This is a genomic window from Streptomyces sp. NEAU-174 (assembly GCF_052665095.1).
The window spans coordinates 41,516-60,943 of sequence record NZ_JBQTCE010000035.1; the positions used below are offsets into that span (position 1 = coordinate 41,516).

Below are 19,428 nucleotides of genomic sequence, written 5' to 3' on the forward strand. Positions count from 1 at the left end.
TGCCCGGCTATCCGGTCAGCTTCCGCAGGTCGATCGAGTCCGCCATCGCCCGCAACCCCGCGTCGCCCGGGTGGAGATGGTCCCCGCTGTCGTAGGCGGGCAGGATCCGCGCCGGGTGCTCGGGGTCCCGTACCACCGCGTCGAAGTCCAGCACGGCGTCGAACACCCCGCCGTTGTCCCGGATGAAGGCGTTGACGGCCGAGCGCCGCGCGTCCGCGTCCGCCGTGCACAGCGACTCGCCCTCGCACGGGGCGATGGTCGCCCCGACCACCCGCAGCCCGCGCTCCCGCATCCGCGTCGCGACCGACCGCAGCCCCGCGATCAGCTCCTCGGCCGAGCTGCCCCACCGCAGATCGTTGATGCCCTGGAAGACGACGACCGTACGGGCCCCGGTCTGGGCGAGCACATCCCGCTCCAGCCGGTGCTGGGTGCTGACCCCGCCGGTGTCCGTGGAGACACCCTCGCCCGGATAGCGGTCGGCCACCACGCGGTTGGCGGAGATGCCCGCGTTGAGCACCCCGTACGCCGGGACCTCGGACTGGCCGCGCAGCCGCCGCGCGAGCACATCGGGCCAGCGGCGGTTGGCGTCAGTGGTGGACTTGGTGCCGTCGGTGATCGAGTCGCCGAGCGCCACCACCGAACCCGGCCCGCCCCGCACATCGACCCCGGTCAGGAACGGCCAGGTGGTGAGGGTGCCGGTGTAGGACCCGGCGCCCGGCTCGGCGGTCCGGTCACCGCTGCCCGCCGCGCTCAGATACGACCGCTGGCTGGCCTGGCTGTGCACCGGCACCGCCGCGACCGGATCCGGCAGATGGATGCTCACCAGCAGATTGGCGTCCGCCGGAACGGGGAAGTCCACCGGATCGCTGAACACTTGCGCGCCCGCGGGGATCGAGGTCCCCGGCCGCCCGCCGAAGGTCAGCGGCACCGGTGACCCCTGCGCCGCCGCGCCGCTCGCCTGGAGCGCGACCGTCGCGTGCCCGATCTCCACGGGCGCCGCGGCGAAGGTGTTCTCCAGCCGGACCCGGGCCGCCGGCCCGCCCGCGCTGGTGTGCACCACCAGCCGCAGCGTCTGATCGGTCCACGGCCCGACCTTGGTGTATCCGGCGGTGCTCGCCGCCCAGCTCCCGGTCCAGCCGTACGCGGGCTGCCGCAGCGAGGCGGCGAAGACATGGAGATCGGTCGCCGGGCCCGGGTCCCTCGGCAGCACCACCGACGCGACCTCGTGGTCGCGCTCCAACGGCACCGTCACCGCGTACAGCCGGGCCGTCTCCTGCCGCTGCCCGGCGGGGGTGTTGAGATGGGGGAGGCCCACGGCCTTGGTGGCGGCGGGGCCCGCCCGCCAGTCCGGCGCGCTCAGCGTGTACGGATGGCTCGACCCGTCGCGGTAGCGCACCGTTCCGACGCCGGTCGCCCCGGCGCCGGGCCCGTTCGGCGAACTGCTCGCCACCAGGAAGGTCAGCGCCTCGCCCCGGCCGCGCAGCCGCACCGCCTGCCCGTCGGCGATCACATTGTCCGGTTGTGCCCCCGCGCTCCTCGGCCAGGTCAGCCGCGCCGCGTCCAGGGCGATATCGCGCCCCGGGATCCAGCCGGCGGCCCGCAGATCCTGCGCGGAGAGCGAGGCGCCCGCGCCGTCGAAGTCGGCGTCACCCGGGCGGGTGTCATCGCTGACCGCCCGGTTGTCGAAAAGCCGCTCCAGAGGGAGCGGCTTGTGGGTCGGCACACTGGCCGGTGCGGCGGAGGAGGGTGCGATGAGTGCGAGGGTGACACCTCCCGCGACGATCCCGGCGGTTGTCCACGGTCTCGCGACGCGCATATGTGTCCCCTCTCGCAACCAGCCCGACCGGTGATTCGACAGGTGCCCGGAGAACGTATGGAGGCGGGTGGGTGTCGTCAAGACAAGCAACGGGTCACGGCTCACAACTGGCATCCGCTCACACCTGGCATCGGCTCACACCTGGCATCGGGTCACAGCTCATACCGCGCGCCCTGTGGTGCGCCGGTGGCGTGGATGCCACGCTGAGCGGTATGAACATCTCCTTCTTGGGCAACTGGCGCAAGCGACGTGGCCCCGCCTCGGGCGCGGCCCTGATGGGTGCCCAGGAGGAGGACCCCCAGGGCGTCGCCCAACTCCTCTCCGAATGCGAACTCCTGCGCGCGCGGGCCTCCGCCGCGGGCATCGGGCTCGATGACTCCACGGCCTCGCTGGAGGCGCTGGACCAGATGGCGCCGCGCTGGCGCGACGACCCGGACGAGCTCCCCTGGCTCGGTAACGACGCCGGTCTCTACCTGGGCACGGTCATCGTCCGCACCGTCCCCGGGGCCGTCTGGCAGGTGTGGCCCGACGGCCGACCCGTCGTCAGACTGGCCTCCGGCCGCGAGGTCGACGTCGTGGAGGCGGGGCAGCAGTGGGCGGCGGACGGGGCTCCTGAACTCTGCCAGCGCTATGCGGAGGTCGCGGAGGCCTAGGGGACGGTGACGCCTGCGGCGAGCCACTCCCCTCCCCGCCCCTTCCCAAAACCAGGGCTCCGCCCCAGCCCCCGTGCGGGGGTTCGTCCCAGGCCCGTGCGGGGGCTCTGCTCCAGCCCCGTGCCGGGGCTTCGCCCCAGCCCCGTGCCGGGGCTTCGCCCCAGCCCCGTGCCGGGGCTTCGCCCCAGCCCCCGTCCCGGGGCTCTGCCGCCCGCTCACCGCTGCTTCGGCGGGCCGAACGCGATCAGCTGGCTCGTGCCGAGGTCCAGGGGCGGAGTCCTTGGTTACGGGAAGGGGCGGGGTGGGGAAGGCCCCCCCGTAGGCCCTGTCGGGCGGTATCCGCCCATCGGGGCGTGTCCGTACCCAACGCTCCGCAGTTGTCCGGATAGCTTGCGCTGACCGGGACACAGCGGAAGGTGGGTGGGGCCGGGTATGGCCGTCGGGGAGCCGTTGATCGAGCTGCGCGGCGTCAACAAGCACTTCGGCGCGCTGCACGTTCTGCGGGACATCGAGCTCACCGTCGGCCGCGGCGAAGTCGTCGTGGTCATCGGCCCCTCCGGCGGCGGCAAGTCCACCCTGATCCGGACCATCAACCGGCTGGAGACCGTCCAGTCCGGCTCCATCGTCGTCGACGGCCGTCCGCTGCCCGAGGAGGGCAAGGAGCTGGCGCGGCTGCGCGCCGAGGTCGGCATGGTCTTCCAGTCGTTCAACCTCTTCGCCCACCGCACCGTACTGGCCAATGTGATGCTCGGTCAGACCAAGGTCCGCCGCCGCCCCAAGCAGGACGCCGAGCGGCGCGCCCACGAGCTGCTGGACCGGGTCGGACTCGCCGACCAGGCCGGGAAGTTCCCCGCCCAGCTCTCCGGCGGCCAGCAGCAGCGGGTGGCCATCGCCCGCGCACTGGCGATGGACCCTCAGGTGATGCTCTTCGACGAGCCGACCTCCGCCCTCGACCCCGAGATGATCAACGAGGTCCTCGAGGTGATGCGTCAGCTCGCCCAGGAAGGGATGACCATGGTCGTGGTCACCCATGAGATGGGCTTCGCCCGCTCCGCCGCGAACCGGTTGGTCTTCATGGCCGACGGCGCGATCGTCGAGGACCGTACGCCGGAGGAGTTCTTCCGCGCCCCCGAGAGCGCGCGCGCCCGGGACTTCCTGTCCAAGATCCTCAAGCACTGAGCCGGGTGATGACGGACATGAGGCGTCTGCGCCGCGCGACCGCCGCCCTCACCACGGCCCTGGTCCTGCTGCTCATGCCCGGCTGCGGCAAGGAGGGCAGCCCGCCCGCCAAGGGCCCCCGGACCGAGAAGCTGCCCACCTACAAGGCGGACACCGAGTTCCGGCTGCCCGCCTCGCCCACCTGGCGCCGGGCCGAGCGCCGCGGCCATCTCACCGTCGGGGTCAAGGAGGACCAGCCCTATCTGGGCGAGCGGGACCCGGCCACCGGCCGCTACTCGGGCTTCGACATCGAGATCGCCCGCATGATGTCCGCCTCCCTCGGCTTCGCGCCGGGCACCATCCGCTACCAGACCATCGCCTCCGCCAACCGCGAGACCGCCCTCCAGAGCGGCCAGATCGACTACTACGTCGGCACCTACACCATCAATCCGCTGCGCAGGCGGCTGGTCGGCTTCGCCGGGCCGTACTTCATGGCCGGTCAGTCGCTGCTGGTGCGCACCGACGAGGACGACATCCACGGCCCCCAGGACCTCGCGGGCAGGACCGTCTGCTCGGTGGCCGGCTCCACCCCGCTCCAGCGCATCCAGGCCGACTATCCCAAGGCCCACGCGGTCGCGTACGACACGTACTCCGTGTGCGTGGACAACCTGCTCAGCTTCCAGGTGGACGCGGTGACCACCGACAACACCATCCTGCTCGGCTACGCGGCCAAGGCCCCCGAGGAGCTGAAGGTCGTGGGCCGGCCCTTCTCCAAGGAGCCGTACGGCATCGGCGTGCCCAAGCGGGACAGCGCGCTGCGCTTCGCGCTGGACGACGCGCTCCTCTTCCACGAGCGCAACGGCGACTGGAAGAAGGCGTACGACGCGACCCTCGGCCTCTCGGGTGTGCCCGCCCCCAAGCCGCCGCCCATCGACCGCTACCGCACCGGCTGAAGGCGAAGGCCATCCCATGGACGTGCTCACCCAGAACTTCTCGCTCTACGGCAAGGGCTTCCTCGGCACCGTGCAGCTGACCGTCTACGCCTCGCTGCTCGCCCTCGCGCTCGGCATCCTCATGGCCGCGTTCCGGGTGGCGCCGGTCGCCTCGCTGCGCGCGTTCGGCACCGTCTGGGTGACGGTGCTCCGCAACACTCCGCTGACGCTGCTGTTCTTCGCGGTGATGCTGGGGCTGCCGCGCTTCGGTCTCGTGCTGCCGTTCACCGTCTTCGCGGTGATCGCGCTCGGCTGCTACACCTCGGCCTTCATCTGCGAGGCGGTGCGGGCGGGCATCAACACGGTGCCGGTGGGGCAGGGCGAGGCGGCCCGCAGCCTGGGCATGACGTTCGACCAGACGCTGAGCGCGGTGGTGCTGCCGCAGGCGTTCCGTACGGTCATCCCGCCCATCGGCTCGACCCTGATCGCGCTCGCCAAGAACTCGGCCATCGCCGGGTCGTTCAGCGTCACCGAACTGCTCGGCACCTACAAGCCGCTCAACGAGCGGGGCTACAGCATCATCTGGTCCTTCGTCTGGATCGCCGTCGGGTATCTGATCATCACCCTCGCCATCAGCGCGATCTTCGCCGTGCTGGAGCGGCGCTGGGGAGTGCCGCGATGACCGCCCCCTCGACCACCAGCGCCCTCTACGACGTCCCCGGCCCCCACACCCGGCGCCGGCACCGGATGTACGCGCTGGCCGGGACGGCCGTGCTGCTGGCCCTGCTCGGCTGGATCGTCTACCTCCTCGTCCACACCGGCCAGTTCGCCTACCGCAAGTGGATGCCGTTCGAGTACAAGGGCATCCAGGAGCTGCTGCTGAACGGGCTCGCGGGCACCCTCAAGGCGTTCGGCATGGCCGCGGTCCTCTCGCTCGCCCTCGGCGGGGTGCTCGCCGCCGGACGGCTCTCCGAGCACCGCCCGCTGCGCTGGACGGCCACGCTGGTGGTCGAGTTCTTCCGGGCGATGCCCGTACTGGTGATGATCTTCTTCGTCTTCGTGGCGCTGCGGGTCCAGCCGCTGCCCGCCCTGGTCGCCGGGCTGACGCTATACAACGGCTCGGTGCTGGCCGAGGTGTTCCGGGCCGGGGTGAACTCGGTGGACCGCGGCCAGCGCGAGGCGGCGTACTCGCTCGGCCTGCGGAAGACCCAGGTCATGATGTCCGTGCTGGTGCCGCAGGGGGTGCGGGCGATGCTCCCGGCCATCATCAGCCAGCTGGTGGTGGCCCTGAAGGACACCTCGCTTGGCTTCCTCATCACCTATGAGGAGTTTCTGCACGCCGGAAAGCTGATCGCGTCCAATCTCGACTACGACCTGCCGTTCATCCCGGTGGTCATGGTGATCTCACCGATCTACATCGGGATGTGCATGCTGCTGTCGTGGTTCGCCAACTGGGTGGCCAAGCGGGAGCGGCGCAGTGTGAAGACCCGTCAGGTCGAGGTCGCCGCCGCCGAACCGGCCGCCCCGATGCCGGGGGACACCCGCGACTGAGCCGGGGCGGCCGGAGGGTGTCTCGGCTGATTCAGTCGCGGACCGGGATCGTGAGGTGGGACGGGTCGCCGTCCGGCGACGAGAACGTGAGGTGGGCGCCGTCGGGGTTGTGCTCGATGTAGAGCGGATCGACGGTGTCCACGACCAGCGCCAGCCGGTGACCTGCCGGGACGTCGTACGCGGTGGAGAACAGCTCCAGGTCCACCCCGAACGGCGTGCCCGGGGTGCGGTCGTGGAAGGTGAACGGGGCATGCGTGATGAGCTTGCCGACGCCCAGCGGGCCCACGTCGTACAGATACGCCACCGCCGTACCGTCCGAGCGGTCGCTGGCCACGGTGGTGTGGAGCTTCACCGTGCCGCGGACGCGCTGCTCGCTGGCGTAGGCCCCGGTCTGCCAGACGGCCGCGTAGGACCGGGGCAGCAGCGGGATCGAGGCGAGCGGCGGGAGCTTCAGGAACTGGTCGAGGGCGCCGCCGAGCAGCACCGTTCCGGCGTTTGCGCCGGAGTCGTGGTTGGCGGTGACCTTCTCGGTGGCGGCGAGCGGGACGCGGCGCTGCTCGGAGGGGACGGCCGACCAGCTGGGGTAGCCCTCGTAGCCGTCACCGTCACCGTCCGCCGTACGGGACGTCAGCTGCACCGGCTGCTCGCTGTCGATGCCGTTCCGCTCGCCCTTGAGGTAGCGGTCGAGCCACTGCCGGGCGTGGGTCCAGGTGGCGTTGGGCAGTCCGAGCAGCCCGGTGAGCTCGGCGGTGGCGTGGTCGCCGGGCCGCAGCTCCAGCCGCTTGGGGCCGGTCAGCTTCTCGAAGAAGTCGGCGTAGCTGTTGGGCGGGAAGATCGAGTCGCCCCAGGAGTTGCCCAGCATGATGGCCGCGCCATTGGCGTTGATCCGGTCGAGGTAGGCGGCGGCGGAGCGCTTCTTGCCCCAGGCGATCAGATCCTTCTCCTTGGCGAGGTTGGAGGAGAAGAAGTCGTCGAGGATCTGCTGGAACTCCTCGCTGGGCCGCCCGGTCAGCGTCCCGGCCCCAGCGAGCAGCCCGGCGGCCTGGGAGTGCTGGGTGCGGCCGCTGTAGATCGAGCCGACCAGGTCCGCCCAGCCGCTCATGGCCACCACGGCCTTGATCCGCGGGTCGGCACCGGCCGCGAGCAGGCTGATCCCGGCGCCGTAGGAGAGCCCGGCCATGCCGATGTGGTCGGGGTCGGCGGGGGTGTGGGCGAGCGCCCAGTCGATGGCCTTGGACGCGTCGGCGATATCGGGCGGCCCGGCCGTCTCGATCCGCCCGCCGGACTGCCAGAAGCCGCGGGTGTTGTAGGTCAGCACCACATAGCCGGTTTCGGCGAGCTTCTTGGCCTGGGCGAGATATTCGACCTGGGGCAGGGACCAGCTGGTGGGCAGGACGACGAGGGGGAGGCGGCGGGAGGCGTCGGCGTTCGCGGGGGCCACGACGTTGGCGGCCAGGTTGACGCCGCCGTCGCCGGGGATGTCGACGAAGCGGATGGAGACGCCGGAGGAGGTGGCGGTGGCGGCTGTAGTGGTGGCGGCTGTGGTGGCCGTCGGTACCGGTGCCGGTGCCGCGGCGGCGTTGGCGGGCGCGAGGCCGAAGGCCGTACCGGCCATGAAGGTGACGGAGAGGGTGGCGGCGGTCGTCGGGCGAAGGGCTTTTCGGACAGGGGTCACGATGGCTCCTGGGATGGCTCCTGGTGGGGGATGCCGTGGGGGCAGGGGAGCACCGGTGCTTGTGACCTGACGGTAACTCGGGTGTTTACCGGCGGTAATAGCGCGGTAAGTTACGCATGGGTAACGATAAAGGGCTGAGGTCGGCTGCCGGGGCCGGCCCGGCCCGGGGCGCTATCCGGGGGCCGGGCTCGCCAGGGTCCGGCCCCGCTCGATTCCGCTGGTGCGGAAGGTCCGCCGACCGCTGAGCCTTACGTCCGGGCCGAGCCCGGGACGAGCCTGACCCGGGGTCGAGCCCCCTCGGCGCTTGGTGCCGCCCGCTTTGCGGGCGTTCAGCGTCGTGGGCCCTTACGGCGGATCTTGATGTTCCGCATGTCCGTCACGCCGATCCGCAGGATCCGGTGCGGGTAACCATGCGCGGTCAGCGCCGCGATGGCCCGCTCGGCCGCCTCCTGCTCGCCGTCATCCGGCTCCGCCGGAACCTCGCAGCGGAAGGTGAACGCCGAAAGGCTCCGGTCGCAGGTGAAGGTCCCCGCCTCGGTGAAGGCGACCTGGAGAGAGTCGACCACACCGCGCAGCGCCTCGCGATCGTCCTCGCCCAACTCCTCGAAGGCGCCCCGGATCGTCACTCGGAACACGCTCGCTCCTCCCGTCCCTCTCGTACGGCGTAGCCGAGCATCGGAGCGCCCAGCATCTCCTCGGTCGCGTCGAGGAGTTCGGTCACGGCCTTGGCGATGGCGTCGGGGCGCTCGCCCGCCGTGACGCGCCGTCCGATCTCGCCGAAGATCAGTGAGTGATAGCCGCTGATCTGGGCGGCCACCACGCGCGGCAGCGGATCCTCCGGCGCCGCGCCGGTCTCCTCGGCGAGTACGGCGGCCAGTTCGTCGTTCATCCGGTGGCCCAGCTCCTCCAGCCGGGCCAGCAGGGTGGGGGCGGCCCGCATCATCGCGAAGAACGGGCCGAAGCCCTCGGTCAGCCCCAGCGAGCGGTCGCGCCGCTCCACTTCCTCGCGCAGCCGGTCCAGCACCGCCTGGGCGGCGGACCGGCCGGGCGGGCGCTCGCGCACGATGTCGGCGAGCCGTCGCGGGGACGCCTGGTCGGGCGGCAGGACCAGGTCCTCCTTGGCCGGGAAGTAGTTGTAGACCGTGTTGACGGACACCTCCGCGGCCTCGGCGACCTCGGCGACCGTGACGTGGTCGAAGCCGCGCTCCAGGAACAGCCCGGTGGCCACGTCCGCGATCCGCCGGCGCGTGCGGCGCTTGTGCTTCTCCCGCAGTCCTTCGCTCATGGCCGTCAGTGTAGCCCGTTGCAAACTTGCACTCGCCTTAAAGCTTTAAGTCGATTGCAAGTTTGGTGGGCGTTGTGCTCTGATCGGGGCATGTCCTCATCCGTCATCCGCGTTCGCGGCCTCACCCGGACGTTCTCGCTGGGCAGCGGCCCTGTGCACGCCGTCCGCGGGATCGATCTGACCGTCGGCCGCGGCGAGATCCTCGGCTTCCTGGGCCCTAACGGGGCCGGTAAGACCACGACCCTGCGCATGCTCACCACCCTGTTGCCGCCCAGCGGGGGCGAGGCCGAGATCGCCGGGCGCGATCTGCTCCGCGATCCGGCGGGCGTGCGCCGGCGGATCGGCTATGTGGCCCAGTCGGGCGGCCTGGACCCCGGGTGCTCCGTACGCGAGGAGCTGGTCACCCAGGGGCGGCTGCATCTGATGACCAAGGGCGCGGCGGCCGGGCGTGCCGGGGAACTCGCCGGTGAGCTCGGGCTGTCGGGGCTCATGGACCGGCCGACCGCCGCGCTGTCGGGCGGTCAGCGCCGCCGGGTGGAGATCGCGCTGGGTCTGGTCAACCGGCCCGAGGTGCTCTTCCTCGACGAGCCCACGACCGGTCTCGATCCGGGGAGCCGGGCCGAGTTGTGGGATTTGGTGCGGCGCGTCCGTGCCGAGCACGGCACCACGGTTTTCCTCACCACGCATTACCTGGATGAGGCCGACGCGCTTGCCGACCGGATCGTGGTCGTGGATGCCGGGCGGGTCGTGGCCGAGGGTACTTCCGCTGAGCTCAAGGGGCGGTATGCGGGGGGTGCGGGGGCTAGCCTCCAGGACGCGTTCCTGGCCATTACGGGGAGGGGTGCGGCTGAGCAACCCCTCGCCATCTAGGCGTGTCCGGCGGGCCGTGGCGCCTGCGGCGGGCTGCCCCCTCCCCGCCCCTTCCCGAAACCGGGGCTCCGCCCCAGGCCCCGTACCGGGCCCATGGGCCCGGCCCCCGGGCGGGGCTCTGCGCCGGACACCCCTAGTCCCAGCCACCACACCCGACCCACCCAAGGGCCTCCTATGACTCTTCTCGCCCACACCGGCATCGTCTTCGGCCGCTGTCTGCGGTCAACGCTTCGCTCGAAGACCAATCTCTTCTTCGGAATGCTTCAGCCGCTGCTCTTCCTCGCCCTCTTCGGCCCGCTGCTGACCGAACTCGACATGGGCGTCAGCGGGTCGTCCTGGCAGACGCTGGTCCCCGGGGTGCTCGTTCAGCTCGCGTTGCTCGGCGGGTCGTATGTTGGGCTCGGTCTGTTGATGGACCGCAACCTCGGGGTGCTGGACCGGATGCGGGTCACCCCGGTCAGCCCGTTGGCGCTGCTGCTCGGACGCACCCTGCGCGATGTCGTCCAGCTGGTGGCACAGTCGGTGCTGCTGGTGCTGCTCGGGCTGGCCTTCGGGCTGCGTGCGCCGCTCCTCGGCGTGCTGTTCGGGCTGCTGTTCGTGGCCGTGCTCGCGGCGGCCCTGTCCGCGCTCTCCTACGGGCTGGCCATGAACGTCCGTACGCCCCCGGAGTTCGCCGCCATCGCCAATACGGCGGGCATGCCGCTGATGCTGCTCTCCGGGCTGCTGCTGCCGATGACCCTGGCCCCCGGATGGCTCGCGGGCGCCTCGCGCGCCGTGCCGTTCCGCTACACCGTCGACGCGGTGCGCCAGGTGTTCCTGGGGCACTACGCCAACGCCACGGTCGCCGTCGGAGCGGCCGTCACCCTGGCCCTGGCGGCGCTGTGCCTGATGGGCGGGGCGCGGCTGTTCGGCCGGGTCCGCGGCTGACCGGAGTGGTCCTGGCCGCCTCAGTCTTCCTCCGTGGCCGCCTCAGTCGTCCTTCGTGGCCGCCTTCGCGGCGGTGCGCGGTCCCACCGCGGTGGTCGCGGGCTTGGTCACATCCGCGACCACCTCCACCAGGTCCGGGCCGTACGCCTGCGAGTTGACCACCTTCAGCAGCAGGCAGAAGGAGCCCTGCGCGCCGTACTTCCGGGCCAGCCGGGCGCGGTTGCGGACGAGGTGGCGGACGGCGGCGCGATGGGTGACCGGCCGCTGACCCGCGGCCAGGAAGACCGGGCGGCTGTCGTCACCCGCCGTCAGCCGGGCCAGCAGCACATGCTCGACCGCGCCCGGATCCGGGCGGTAGTGGGTACCGGCGATGGTGAACATCCCCCGGTCCGTGCCGGAGTCGTCCCCCGCGTGCACGGTGACGCCCGGCAGCAGATTGGCCATATGGGCGGCGAGCCTGCGGTGCGCGGTCGGATCGCCGACGCAGAACTCGGTGCGCGCCCCGAAGCCCTGCAACCCCGTGTCATGCGGGGCCACCTCGGCGTGCGCCCCGCAGTTCTCCACGACCGACGCGAGCCCCAGCAGCGCCAGCGCGTCATGGCGGGGGATGCTCCAGTGGGCCGAGGTGCTGTCCCGGTGGGTGACCATCACACACTCCGAACCGTCCGGCAGACCGAAGAAGCGCTGCTCGCGGGCGCGCTTGCGGCGCGCGAACGCGGAGTGCACGGCCCAGCCGGCGGCCAGGCCCACGATCAGGGCGGCCGCGGAGGCGATCAGGTCTTGCAGGGTGTCTGTCATGGCCGCGCATCGTAGCCCCCGACCGGGTACACGTTCGAGCGTACGGATGAACGAACGCCGGAACGGACACATGAACGGATGGGGGACCGATGCACCCCTGTTGGGGGTGCGTGGCGCGCGGGTAGGCTCCGGCCCCTGTCGTTTCGTTTGGAGGTCACGGATGGGGCACGCCGCACGACCAGCCGCAACGTCAACCAGGTCCACCACATCCGCCGGGTCCGTCACGGCGGCCGGGTCCGCCACGGCGGCCGTCCGGCGGCGGCTGCCCGCGCTCGCGGCCGCCGCCGGAATGGTCGCCGTACTGGGCGTCGTCCCGGCCGGTGCCGCCGGCCACGAGAGCGCCGACAAGGGCGCTCCGGCCAAGACGCCCGTGGCCGTCGGCTACGGCGGCGCGGTCTCCAGCGTGGACCCCGACGCCTCGGCGGCCGGGATCGACGTACTGCGGCACGGGGGCAACGCGGTGGACGCGGCGGTGGCGACCGCCGCCGCGCTCGGGGTCACCGAGCCGTACTCGGCGGGTGTCGGCGGCGGCGGATACTTCGTCTACTACAACGCCAAGCGGCACCAGGTCTCCACGCTCGACGGCCGCGAGACCGCGCCCCGCAGCGCCGACCAGAAGCTCTTCCTCGACAAAAACGGCAAACCGCTGCCGTTCGCCGACGCCGTCACCAGCGGGCTGAGCGTCGGCACCCCCGGCACCCCCGCCACCTGGAACGACGCCCTCGAGGACTGGGGCACCCGATCGCTGGGGCAGGTGCTGAGGCCCGCCGAGCGGCTGGCCCGCGACGGGTTCACCGTCGACTCCACCTTCCGCCAGCAGACCGCCGACAACCAGGCCCGCTTCAAGGACTTCCCGGCCACCGCCAAGCTCTTCCTCCCCGGTGGCGAGCCCCCGGCGGTCGGCTCGACGTTCCGCAACCCCGACCTCGCCCGTACCTACGAGCTGCTGGCCAAGAAGGGCGTCGGCGCCGTCTACAAGGGCGAGCTGGGCCGCGACATCGTCGACACCGTGCGCAAGCCGCCCGTCGATCCCAAGGCGCAGCGCGTCGTGCACGCGGGCGATCTGACCACCGAGGACCTGCGGTCCTACGCAACGAAGCGGCAGGCCCCGACCCGGACCGACTACCGCGGTCTGGACGTGTACGGCATGGCGCCCTCGTCCTCCGGCGGCACGAGCGTCGCCGAGGCGCTCAACATCCTGGAGAAGACCGACCTCTCCAAGCTCAGCGACGTCGAGTATCTGCATCGCTATATCGAGGCCAGCCGGATAGCCTTCGCCGACCGGGGCCGCTGGGTCGGCGACCCCGCGGCCGAGGACGTCCCTACGAAGGGGCTCACCTCACAGCGGTTCGCCGACTCCCGGGCCTGCCTGATCAAGGACGACGCGGTGCTCAAGAGCCCCGTACCGCCCGGTGACCCGAACAACCCGTCCGGGCCCGGCTCCTGCGACACCCGGGGCCACGCCGCCCCGACCACGTACGAGGGCGAGAACACCACGCATCTCACGGTCGCCGACAAGTGGGGCAACGTCGTGGCCTACACCCTCACCATCGAGCAGACCGGCGGCAGCGGGATCACCGTCCCCGGCCGTGGCTTCCTGCTCAACAACGAGCTGACCGACTTCTCCTTCGCGCCCGCCGACCCCGCCGTCCACGACCCGAACCTGCCGGGCCCGGGGAAGCGGCCGCGCTCGTCCATGTCGCCGACGATCGTGCTGGACGGCCACAAGCCGGTGCTGGCGCTGGGCTCCCCGGGCGGGGCGACCATCATCACCACCGTGCTCCAGACCCTGCTGAACCATCTCGACCGGGGCATGCCGCTGGTCGACGCGATCGCCGCGCCGCGCGCCAGCCAGCGCAACGCGGCGCAGACCGAGCTGGAACCGGGGCTGTGGAACGGCCCGGAGCGCGCCAAGCTCGAGGCGCTCGGCCACTCCTTCAAGCAGAACCCCGAGATCGGGGCGGCCACCGGGGTGCAGCGGCTGTCCGGCGGACGGTGGCTCGCGGCGGCCGAGACGGAACGGCGGGGCGGCGGCTCGGCGATGGTGGTCAGCCCAGCAGGCCGATGATCGCGTCCGTGGAGTCCGTCTCCCCCAGCCGGGGGAAGATCTTCTCGACGCTGTTGCGGTGCGCATCGGCGTCCATGTCGGTCATGGCGTCGGTCGCCAGGGTCACGTGATACCCGTGCGCGTAGGCCGCCCGGGCCGTGGACTCCACCCCGATGCTGGTGGCGATGCCGCCGAGCACCACCTGGGTCGCCCCGCGGCGGCGCAGCTGGAGGTCGAGGTCGGTGCCGTGGAAGGCGCCCCAGGTGTGCTTGGTGACCACGATGTCGCCGTCCTCGCGGCCGAGTTCCGGCGCGAGGTCGGCGAAGTCGGCCGGGAACCGCCCGCCGCCCCCGCCCCGCTGCGCCTCGGTGCGGCCCGGGGCCCCGGCCACCACCCGGACCAGGACGACGGGCAGCCCGCGCTCGCGGAAGGCGGCAGCCAGCCGGGCGCCGCGCTCGACGACCTCGGCGGTGGGGTGGACGGTGGGCAGTCCGGTGATGCCCTTCTGGAGGTCGACGAGGACCAGGGCGGTGTTCGGGTCGAGCGCGGTGGCGGGCACGGTGCCTCCTGGGGCGGGTCTGCGGGGTGGGTCTGCGGGGTGTATGAGGGAACGGAAGGTGGTCAGGTGCGGGGGCGGGTACGGGTACGGGCGCGGCCGCGCAGGGCCCGGTCGGTGGCGGTCAGCACCAGCACCGCGAGGCTGAGCGCACCCGCCACCATGGCGATGCCGTGCAGCCCCGCGGCGGTCGCCCGCTGTCCGTAGAAGAGCCCGATCAGCCCGGCGGCGGTGATCGCGCCCAGGTACTGCGAGGTGCGCTGGAGCCCGGCCGCCGCGCCGACGCTCGTCGGCGGCGCCTGGGTGTAGACGGCGGCCTGGTTGCCGGTCGAGGACAGCCCCTGCGGCAGCCCGAAGAGGACCGCGGCCAGCAGCAGCGCGACCAGCGGGGTGGACTCGTCGGCGAGCAGCAGCACCCCGCTCCCGGCGGCGAGCAGGACGGCCGCGAGGACGAGCGGTGCGTAGATGCCCTTCGTACGGGCGCCGAGCAGCGAGCACACGGCGGCGGCGCCCGACATGGGCAGCATGATCAGGCCCGCGCGGGAGGCGGAGTAGCCGTGCCCCTCCTCCAGCCACTGCGCGTATCCGTACATGACCATGTAGATGACCAGGTACGCCGTGCCGTGGCGGAGGTAGGTGAGGGCGAGCGAGCGGTTGCGGCCGATCATCCGCAGATCGATGAAGGGGCGGGGGCGGCGCAGCTGCCACCAGGTGAGGGCGCCCGCGAGCACCAGGACGACGGGCAGCAGCGCCCAGTTGGGCCGCGCCAGGTCCATCAGGAAGATCATGAGGGTGGTGAGGGTGGCGGTGAACAGCGCGATCCCGAGCGGATCGAACGCCGCGCCCGCCTTCCCGGTCCCGGAGCCCGCCGCGCTGTCTTCCTCGCTCGTCATACGGGTCCTGGGGAGCCAGAGCAGCGCGAGCGTGATGCCGAGCAGGGCCAGCGGCACATTGACCGCGAAGATCGCCCGCCATCCGGCCGTCGCGGTGAGCAGCCCGCCCAGCACCGGGCCGACCGCCGCGCTGCCGAGTGCGGCGAGCGAGAGCCGGCCGAGCACGGGACGCGGCGTCTCCCGCCCGGTGGCGAAGGACTGGGCACGCAGCAGCGCCATCGCCGCCGGGTACGCCGCGGACGTACCGACGCCGAGCAGCACCCGCGAGGCGATCAGCCAGCCGAACGCGGGCGCGAGCGCGCCCACCAGCCCGGCGGCGCACACCACGAGCAGCCCGGAGAGGAAGACCCGGCGCGGACCGAGCAGATCCGCGAGCCGCCCCATCGCGGGCTGCGCCACGGCGCTGGCGAGATAGAGCGAGGCCACCAGCCAGGCCGTCCGGGCGGCCCCGACCCCGAAGTCATGGCCGATGGCCACCAGGCCGGTGGCGATCATCGTGGAGTTGACGGGGTTGAGGACCGAGCCGATGAGCAGCGGGGCCATCAGCCGGGGGCCGAAGGGGTCGGCGGGCCCGGCGGGGGCATGGCGCTCGCCCGCCGTCCCGGCCGCCGGTATGGCGGACTTTCCCGCGGTGTCGGTCATTCCTGGACCAGTCGCTTGAGGAGGTCGGTGGCCTCGGCGAGGGTTCGGCGCTCATCGGCGTCGAGCCGGGTGTCGATCGCGTCCAGCAGCCAGCTCTGCTTGGCCTGCCGTACGGAGGTGATCGCCTGCCGGCCCCGCTCGGTGCTTGAGAAGACCACCTGCCGTCCGTCGGTCGGATGCGGGGCCCGCTCCACCAGCTCCTGCTCCTCCAGCGCCGCCAGGATCATGCGCATCGACTGCGGCCGGACCAACTCGGCGCGGGCCAGCGCGGCGGTGGTGGTCGGCCCTTCGTTGTAGAGCCGGCTGAGCACGGTGCGCTGGGAGGGGGTGAGCGCCCCCTGTGAGGAGGCCGCCCGCATACGGCGCATCAGCTGGGTGACGACGCCGGCGAGGTCGGCGGCCAGGTGCGTCGGATCGTGCGGGGTCATGCTTGAAGCATAGGAAATCGACAGCCAAACTTGCAAGTTTGGCTGTCGTGTGCGGAGTAGGAAAAGCGCCCGTAGCACAGCCGTAACCGGTTTCGTAACACGCAGGGTGTCGAATGCGTGGCCTCGGGTTGTGCGTCGTCCATTGTCCGAGGGGGAGGGGTGGCCATGGCGAGCGGGCAACTCCCGGCCGAGGTCGAGGAGTTCGCGACGTATCTGAGGGGGCTGACGAGACGGCTGGACTCGGGGGCGGGCTGGTACGGCGTCTTCGCCCTACGCGACCCGGACGGGTTGCGGGCCTGCCTCGACGGCCTCGAGGTGCCGCCGTGGGACCTCGTCCAGTCCTTGCTTCAGGACCTCTCCGCCCAGCACGGCCCCGGTGCCGCCCAGGAGGCGGCGTCCCGCGCGGCGACCCTCTACCGCGCCTCGGTCGCGGCCCACGACGCCGGGCCCGGCCGCCCCGAGGCCCTCAGGGACCGCCTGGACGGCATGCTCCGCCAGCGCCGGAACGCCGCCCAACGCGCGACCGACCTCCGGTCGGCCCTGTCCACCGCCGAGGACCCGGCCGCCCGGCACCACCTCGCCGCGGAGCTGGCCTGGGCCCACGACGACTATCAGCGCGCCACCGCCCGCGCGGAAGAACTCCACGCCCGCCTGGCGGCGCTTCCGGGTGTGTCCCGCCCCGCGCAGACCGCGGCGCCGGGACCCACGCCGCCGAGCCCGCTCACGGGCGGGGTTGGTCGGGGAGAGCGTGCGCAGGGGGCGGTGGGGTTCGCGGCGGCGCACGAAGGGGAGGGCAGCGCCGCGGAGGCGGCCACCGGCCCCGGCATCGCGTCACTCGGGAGCGCCGTGCGCGACCAGGATGTGCGGCGGCCCGGCGGTGACCAGCAGCAGGGCGAGGCGGCGGTCGGCGGGGGCGACGAGGGCAATCGGCCTTCGGCGGCGTCCTCCGGACCGGTCGCGGCCCGGCACGCTCCTGCGCCCGCGCGACCTCGGCCGCGCGGGGCGCGGTTCGCGGGGGTGGAGGAGACGGAGGCGGCTCCGCGTCCTCGCGGGGCGCGGTTTGCCGGGGCGGGGGATGACGATGCCGCGGTGGTGCCGACCCCGGCCTCGCCCGCTGCTCCCTCGGCGGAGAGCGGGGCCGAGGCCCGTGTCACCCCGCGTGGGGCGCGGTTCGCCGGGGCGTATGAGGGCGAGGACGGCGGCAAGCGTCGTAAGCGGGACAGGGTGGCGGACGACGGGCGACGGCTTGCCCGCGAGGCGGCGGAGCGCGCGGCGGCGCGGGGTGCCGCCCAGGAGGCGGTCGCGCGGCTGGGCCGACTCCGGGCGGAGGGCCGCTCCGGCGAGGCCCATGTCGTGCTGTACGAGGCCGCCGTCTGGCCCGCCGCGCGGCTGCCGGTGCTCGCGGAGGAGCTGGAGCGCGCGGGACTCGGGGTCGATGTGTCCACGCTGCTGTGGGAGACGGCGTGCCTGCCGCCCGCACAGCTCGCCGCGGCCGCCGAGGCGCTGTTCGCGGCGGACCGCGAGGCCGATGGCGAGGGGCTGTTGCGGCAGAGTGTCTCGCGGCCCGTCCCCGAGGTGGCCCACACCGCGAAGGCCCTGCTCGCGGCGGGCGCCCCGAGCCGGGCCGCGTTTCTGCTGGAAGCGCTCGTACGGGTGCGTACGCCGGAGGACGCGGCGCGAGCGGCGGCCGAGGACCCGGCCACGCTGGTGCCCCTGCTGCTCGACGTGGCCGCCGAGGTCTCCTCCAGCGCCCACCACGACCTGGCCCACGCCCTCCGCACCGCGCGCCTGCCGGGCGTTCCCGGCCTCGCCTGACGCGGGGGCGGGGGTGGGGCGGGGTTCGGGCTGGTCGGCTCGGTCGGGTGCGGGTTTCGTCTCGCGCCTTCGGCGCAATTGAGCAGCGGGGGAGGGGGCGGGGGGCGCGGCGCCGCCGCCGGGCGCCGGGCCGGTGGGTGCGGCCGCCGGTGGCGGCTTCCCTGGCCGAGGGCTTGGGGCGGTGCCGGACAGCGGGAGGGGCTGCTAGGGTACCCCTCCCGAAAACATTTGACAAATTAGTTGCTTCAGATCAAGTGTTTTTTCGAGGGGTACCCGGAGGGGCCGTCAGTCCGGCATCGGCCTCAGCTCCCGGGCACAGATGCCGCCACCGGCGCCCGCACCCACCGGCCCGGCGCCCGGCGACGCGGCGCGCGCCCCCCACCCCCTGCCCCGCTGCTCAAAATGCGCCGAAGGCGCGAGACGAAACCCGCACCCGACCGAGCCGAGAAGCCCCTCTCGCTTTAACCCAGACCCGACAAAACACGAAACGTGATCGTCTTCGTTGAGTAACGGCGGCGGTATTGCCAGAGTGGTCAGTGCGCTCTTACGTTCTTCACAGCCCGGAATCTACGTGCGTAGACACAGGTTGAGGAGCTGATCATGGCCAACCTCGTACGTGCCGCTCTCGTCCAGGCCACCTGGACCGGCGATACCGAATCGATGATCGCGAAGCATGAGGAGTACGCCCGGCAGGCGGCCGCTCAGGGCGCCAAGGTGATCGGCTTCCAGGAGGTGTTCAACGCGCCGTACTTCTGCCAGGTGCAGGAGGCGGAACACTACCGGTGGGCGGAGGCGGTGCCGGACGGGCCGACCGTGCGGCGGATGCAGGCGCTCGCCAGGGAGACCGGGATGGTGATCGTCGTCCCCGTCTTCGAGCTCGAGCAGTCCGGCTTCTACTACAACACCGCCGCCGTGATCGACGCGGACGGCAGCTACCTGGGCAAGTACCGCAAGCACCACATCCCGCAGGTCAAGGGGTTCTGGGAGAAGTACTACTTCAAGCCGGGGAACCTGGGCTGGCCGGTGTTCGACACCGCCGTGGGCAAGGTCGGGGTGTACATCTGCTACGACCGCCACTTCCCCGAGGGCTGGCGTGCGCTGGGCCTGGCGGGGGCGCAGCTGGTCTACAACCCCTCGGCCACCTCCCGGGGCCTGTCGGCCTACCTCTGGCAGCTGGAGCAGCCCGCCGCGGCCGTGGCCAACGAGTACTTCATCGCCGCGATCAACCGCGTCGGCACCGAGGAGTACGGCGACAACGACTTCTACGGCACCAGCTACTTCGTCGATCCGCGCGGCCAGTTCGTCGGCGATGTGGCCAGTGACAAGGAGGAGGAGCTGATCGTCCGCGACCTCGACTTCGGCCTGATCGACGAGGTGCGCCA

General features: G+C 72.3%; 18 protein-coding genes. 10 read left to right on the forward strand and 8 right to left on the reverse strand.

Features of this window, described 5'->3' with window-relative positions; translation table 11 throughout:
• Nucleotides 1-7 precede the first annotated feature (7 nt).
• Entirely contained in the window at nucleotides 8-1,816 is a 1,809-nt protein-coding gene (locus tag ACT2CW_RS48985; protein WP_445521282.1) for an SGNH/GDSL hydrolase family protein, read from the reverse strand.
• 212 nt (nucleotides 1,817-2,028) lie between these two features.
• Between ACT2CW_RS48985 and ACT2CW_RS48990 the strand changes: the two genes are divergently transcribed.
• The 5 genes from ACT2CW_RS48990 to ACT2CW_RS49010 all read left to right on the forward strand — a co-directional run bounded on the left by ACT2CW_RS48990 (nucleotide 2,029) and on the right by ACT2CW_RS49010 (nucleotide 6,110).
• Nucleotides 2,029-2,469, forward strand: a complete 441-nt coding sequence (locus ACT2CW_RS48990; protein ID WP_138916941.1) for a DUF6278 family protein — start codon at nucleotides 2,029-2,031, stop codon at nucleotides 2,467-2,469.
• A gap of 432 nt (nucleotides 2,470-2,901) precedes the next feature.
• Entirely contained in the window at nucleotides 2,902-3,648 is a 747-nt protein-coding gene (locus ACT2CW_RS48995; protein WP_182471596.1) for an amino acid ABC transporter ATP-binding protein, read from the forward strand.
• A gap of 17 nt (nucleotides 3,649-3,665) precedes the next feature.
• Nucleotides 3,666-4,580: a glutamate ABC transporter substrate-binding protein gene (locus tag ACT2CW_RS49000; protein ID WP_445521291.1), complete on the forward strand. Its 915-nt coding sequence runs from the start codon at nucleotides 3,666-3,668 to the stop codon at nucleotides 4,578-4,580.
• 16 nt (nucleotides 4,581-4,596) lie between these two features.
• Nucleotides 4,597-5,241 carry an amino acid ABC transporter permease gene (locus tag ACT2CW_RS49005; RefSeq protein ID WP_182471598.1) on the forward strand — a complete coding sequence of 215 codons (645 nt, stop codon included), beginning with the start codon at nucleotides 4,597-4,599 and terminating at the stop codon, nucleotides 5,239-5,241.
• Nucleotides 5,238-6,110 carry an amino acid ABC transporter permease gene (locus ACT2CW_RS49010; RefSeq protein WP_445521283.1) on the forward strand — a complete coding sequence of 291 codons (873 nt, stop codon included), beginning with the start codon at nucleotides 5,238-5,240 and terminating at the stop codon, nucleotides 6,108-6,110. Before ACT2CW_RS49005 ends, ACT2CW_RS49010 begins: the two co-directional genes overlap by 4 nt.
• Before the next feature lie 31 nt (nucleotides 6,111-6,141).
• On the opposite strand, the gene ACT2CW_RS49015 is transcribed toward ACT2CW_RS49010, so the two are convergent.
• The 3 genes from ACT2CW_RS49015 to ACT2CW_RS49025 form a co-directional block, all read right to left on the reverse strand.
• Nucleotides 6,142-7,725: a CocE/NonD family hydrolase gene (locus tag ACT2CW_RS49015; protein WP_445521292.1), complete on the reverse strand. Its 1,584-nt coding sequence runs from the start codon at nucleotides 7,723-7,725 to the stop codon at nucleotides 6,142-6,144.
• Between the two features lie 389 nt (nucleotides 7,726-8,114).
• Complete coding sequence (locus tag ACT2CW_RS49020; protein ID WP_445521284.1) at nucleotides 8,115-8,420, reverse strand: DUF6204 family protein; 306 nt, start codon at nucleotides 8,418-8,420, stop codon at nucleotides 8,115-8,117.
• Nucleotides 8,408-9,070 carry a TetR/AcrR family transcriptional regulator gene (locus ACT2CW_RS49025; RefSeq protein WP_414083593.1) on the reverse strand — a complete coding sequence of 221 codons (663 nt, stop codon included), beginning with the start codon at nucleotides 9,068-9,070 and terminating at the stop codon, nucleotides 8,408-8,410. Before ACT2CW_RS49025 ends, ACT2CW_RS49020 begins: the two co-directional genes overlap by 13 nt.
• A gap of 90 nt (nucleotides 9,071-9,160) precedes the next feature.
• Between ACT2CW_RS49025 and ACT2CW_RS49030 the strand changes: the two genes are divergently transcribed.
• Together ACT2CW_RS49030 and ACT2CW_RS49035 are read left to right on the forward strand one after the other, a co-directional pair.
• Nucleotides 9,161-9,940, forward strand: coding sequence for an ABC transporter ATP-binding protein (locus ACT2CW_RS49030; RefSeq protein ID WP_445521285.1), 780 nt, complete (start codon nucleotides 9,161-9,163; stop codon nucleotides 9,938-9,940).
• Nucleotides 9,941-10,114: 174 nt separating this feature from the next.
• Entirely contained in the window at nucleotides 10,115-10,867 is a 753-nt protein-coding gene (locus ACT2CW_RS49035) for an ABC transporter permease (protein ID WP_086885756.1), read from the forward strand.
• A gap of 42 nt (nucleotides 10,868-10,909) precedes the next feature.
• Here the strand turns inward: ACT2CW_RS49035 and ACT2CW_RS49040 are convergent, their stop codons facing one another.
• Nucleotides 10,910-11,665, reverse strand: a complete 756-nt coding sequence (locus ACT2CW_RS49040) for a hypothetical protein (RefSeq protein WP_182471604.1) — start codon at nucleotides 11,663-11,665, stop codon at nucleotides 10,910-10,912.
• A 289-nt stretch (nucleotides 11,666-11,954) separates the two neighbouring features.
• Here ACT2CW_RS49040 and ggt point away from each other — a divergent pair, with 289 nt between their 5' ends.
• On the forward strand, nucleotides 11,955-13,733 hold the full coding sequence (gene ggt / locus ACT2CW_RS49045) for a gamma-glutamyltransferase (RefSeq protein ID WP_445521293.1): 1,779 nt from the start codon (nucleotides 11,955-11,957) through the stop codon (nucleotides 13,731-13,733).
• On the opposite strand, the gene ACT2CW_RS49050 is transcribed toward ggt, so the two are convergent.
• The 3 genes from ACT2CW_RS49050 to ACT2CW_RS49060 all read right to left on the reverse strand — a co-directional run bounded on the left by ACT2CW_RS49050 (nucleotide 13,714) and on the right by ACT2CW_RS49060 (nucleotide 16,231).
• Nucleotides 13,714-14,271 carry an isochorismatase family protein gene (locus ACT2CW_RS49050; protein WP_414083595.1) on the reverse strand — a complete coding sequence of 186 codons (558 nt, stop codon included), beginning with the start codon at nucleotides 14,269-14,271 and terminating at the stop codon, nucleotides 13,714-13,716. The two genes, ggt and ACT2CW_RS49050, sit on opposite strands and share 20 nt — an antisense overlap.
• Nucleotides 14,272-14,333: 62 nt before the next feature.
• Entirely contained in the window at nucleotides 14,334-15,803 is a 1,470-nt protein-coding gene (locus tag ACT2CW_RS49055; protein ID WP_445521286.1) for an MFS transporter, read from the reverse strand.
• Nucleotides 15,800-16,231 (reverse strand): MarR family winged helix-turn-helix transcriptional regulator, encoded by a 432-nt coding sequence (locus ACT2CW_RS49060; RefSeq protein WP_182471607.1) that lies wholly within the window; start codon nucleotides 16,229-16,231, stop codon nucleotides 15,800-15,802. Before ACT2CW_RS49060 ends, ACT2CW_RS49055 begins: the two co-directional genes overlap by 4 nt.
• Nucleotides 16,232-16,396: 165 nt before the next feature.
• On the opposite strand from ACT2CW_RS49060, the gene ACT2CW_RS49065 reads away from it, so the two are divergent.
• Together ACT2CW_RS49065 and ACT2CW_RS49070 are read left to right on the forward strand one after the other, a co-directional pair.
• Complete coding sequence (locus ACT2CW_RS49065; protein WP_445521287.1) at nucleotides 16,397-18,046, forward strand: hypothetical protein; 1,650 nt, start codon at nucleotides 16,397-16,399, stop codon at nucleotides 18,044-18,046.
• A 600-nt stretch (nucleotides 18,047-18,646) separates the two neighbouring features.
• A partial coding sequence (locus ACT2CW_RS49070) for a nitrilase-related carbon-nitrogen hydrolase (protein WP_445521288.1) occupies nucleotides 18,647-19,428 on the forward strand: 782 nt, incomplete at its 3' end.

Excerpts from the sequence above, each read along its gene's own strand:
- ACT2CW_RS49000 (WP_445521291.1), top strand. The coding sequence starts at position 3,666 with ATGAGGCGTCTGCGCCGCGCGACCGCCGCCCTCACCACGGCCCTGGTC.
- ACT2CW_RS49015 (WP_445521292.1), bottom strand. The coding sequence starts at position 7,725 with ATGGCCGGTACGGCCTTCGGCCTCGCGCCCGCCAACGCCGCCGCGGCA.
- ACT2CW_RS49055 (WP_445521286.1), bottom strand. The coding sequence starts at position 15,803 with ATGACCGACACCGCGGGAAAGTCCGCCATACCGGCGGCCGGGACGGCG.
- ACT2CW_RS49005 (WP_182471598.1), top strand. The coding sequence starts at position 4,597 with ATGGACGTGCTCACCCAGAACTTCTCGCTCTACGGCAAGGGCTTCCTC.
- ACT2CW_RS49060 (WP_182471607.1), bottom strand. The coding sequence starts at position 16,231 with ATGACCCCGCACGATCCGACGCACCTGGCCGCCGACCTCGCCGGCGTC.
- ACT2CW_RS48990 (WP_138916941.1), top strand. The coding sequence starts at position 2,029 with ATGAACATCTCCTTCTTGGGCAACTGGCGCAAGCGACGTGGCCCCGCC.
- ACT2CW_RS49010 (WP_445521283.1), top strand. The coding sequence starts at position 5,238 with ATGACCGCCCCCTCGACCACCAGCGCCCTCTACGACGTCCCCGGCCCC.
- ACT2CW_RS49040 (WP_182471604.1), bottom strand. The coding sequence starts at position 11,665 with ATGACAGACACCCTGCAAGACCTGATCGCCTCCGCGGCCGCCCTGATC.
- ACT2CW_RS48995 (WP_182471596.1), top strand. The coding sequence starts at position 2,902 with ATGGCCGTCGGGGAGCCGTTGATCGAGCTGCGCGGCGTCAACAAGCAC.
- ACT2CW_RS49030 (WP_445521285.1), top strand. The coding sequence starts at position 9,161 with ATGTCCTCATCCGTCATCCGCGTTCGCGGCCTCACCCGGACGTTCTCG.
- ACT2CW_RS49025 (WP_414083593.1), bottom strand. The coding sequence starts at position 9,070 with ATGAGCGAAGGACTGCGGGAGAAGCACAAGCGCCGCACGCGCCGGCGG.
- ggt (WP_445521293.1), top strand. The coding sequence starts at position 11,955 with ATGGTCGCCGTACTGGGCGTCGTCCCGGCCGGTGCCGCCGGCCACGAG.
- ACT2CW_RS48985 (WP_445521282.1), bottom strand. The coding sequence starts at position 1,816 with ATGCGCGTCGCGAGACCGTGGACAACCGCCGGGATCGTCGCGGGAGGT.
- ACT2CW_RS49065 (WP_445521287.1), top strand. The coding sequence starts at position 16,397 with ATGGCGAGCGGGCAACTCCCGGCCGAGGTCGAGGAGTTCGCGACGTAT.
- ACT2CW_RS49035 (WP_086885756.1), top strand. The coding sequence starts at position 10,115 with ATGACTCTTCTCGCCCACACCGGCATCGTCTTCGGCCGCTGTCTGCGG.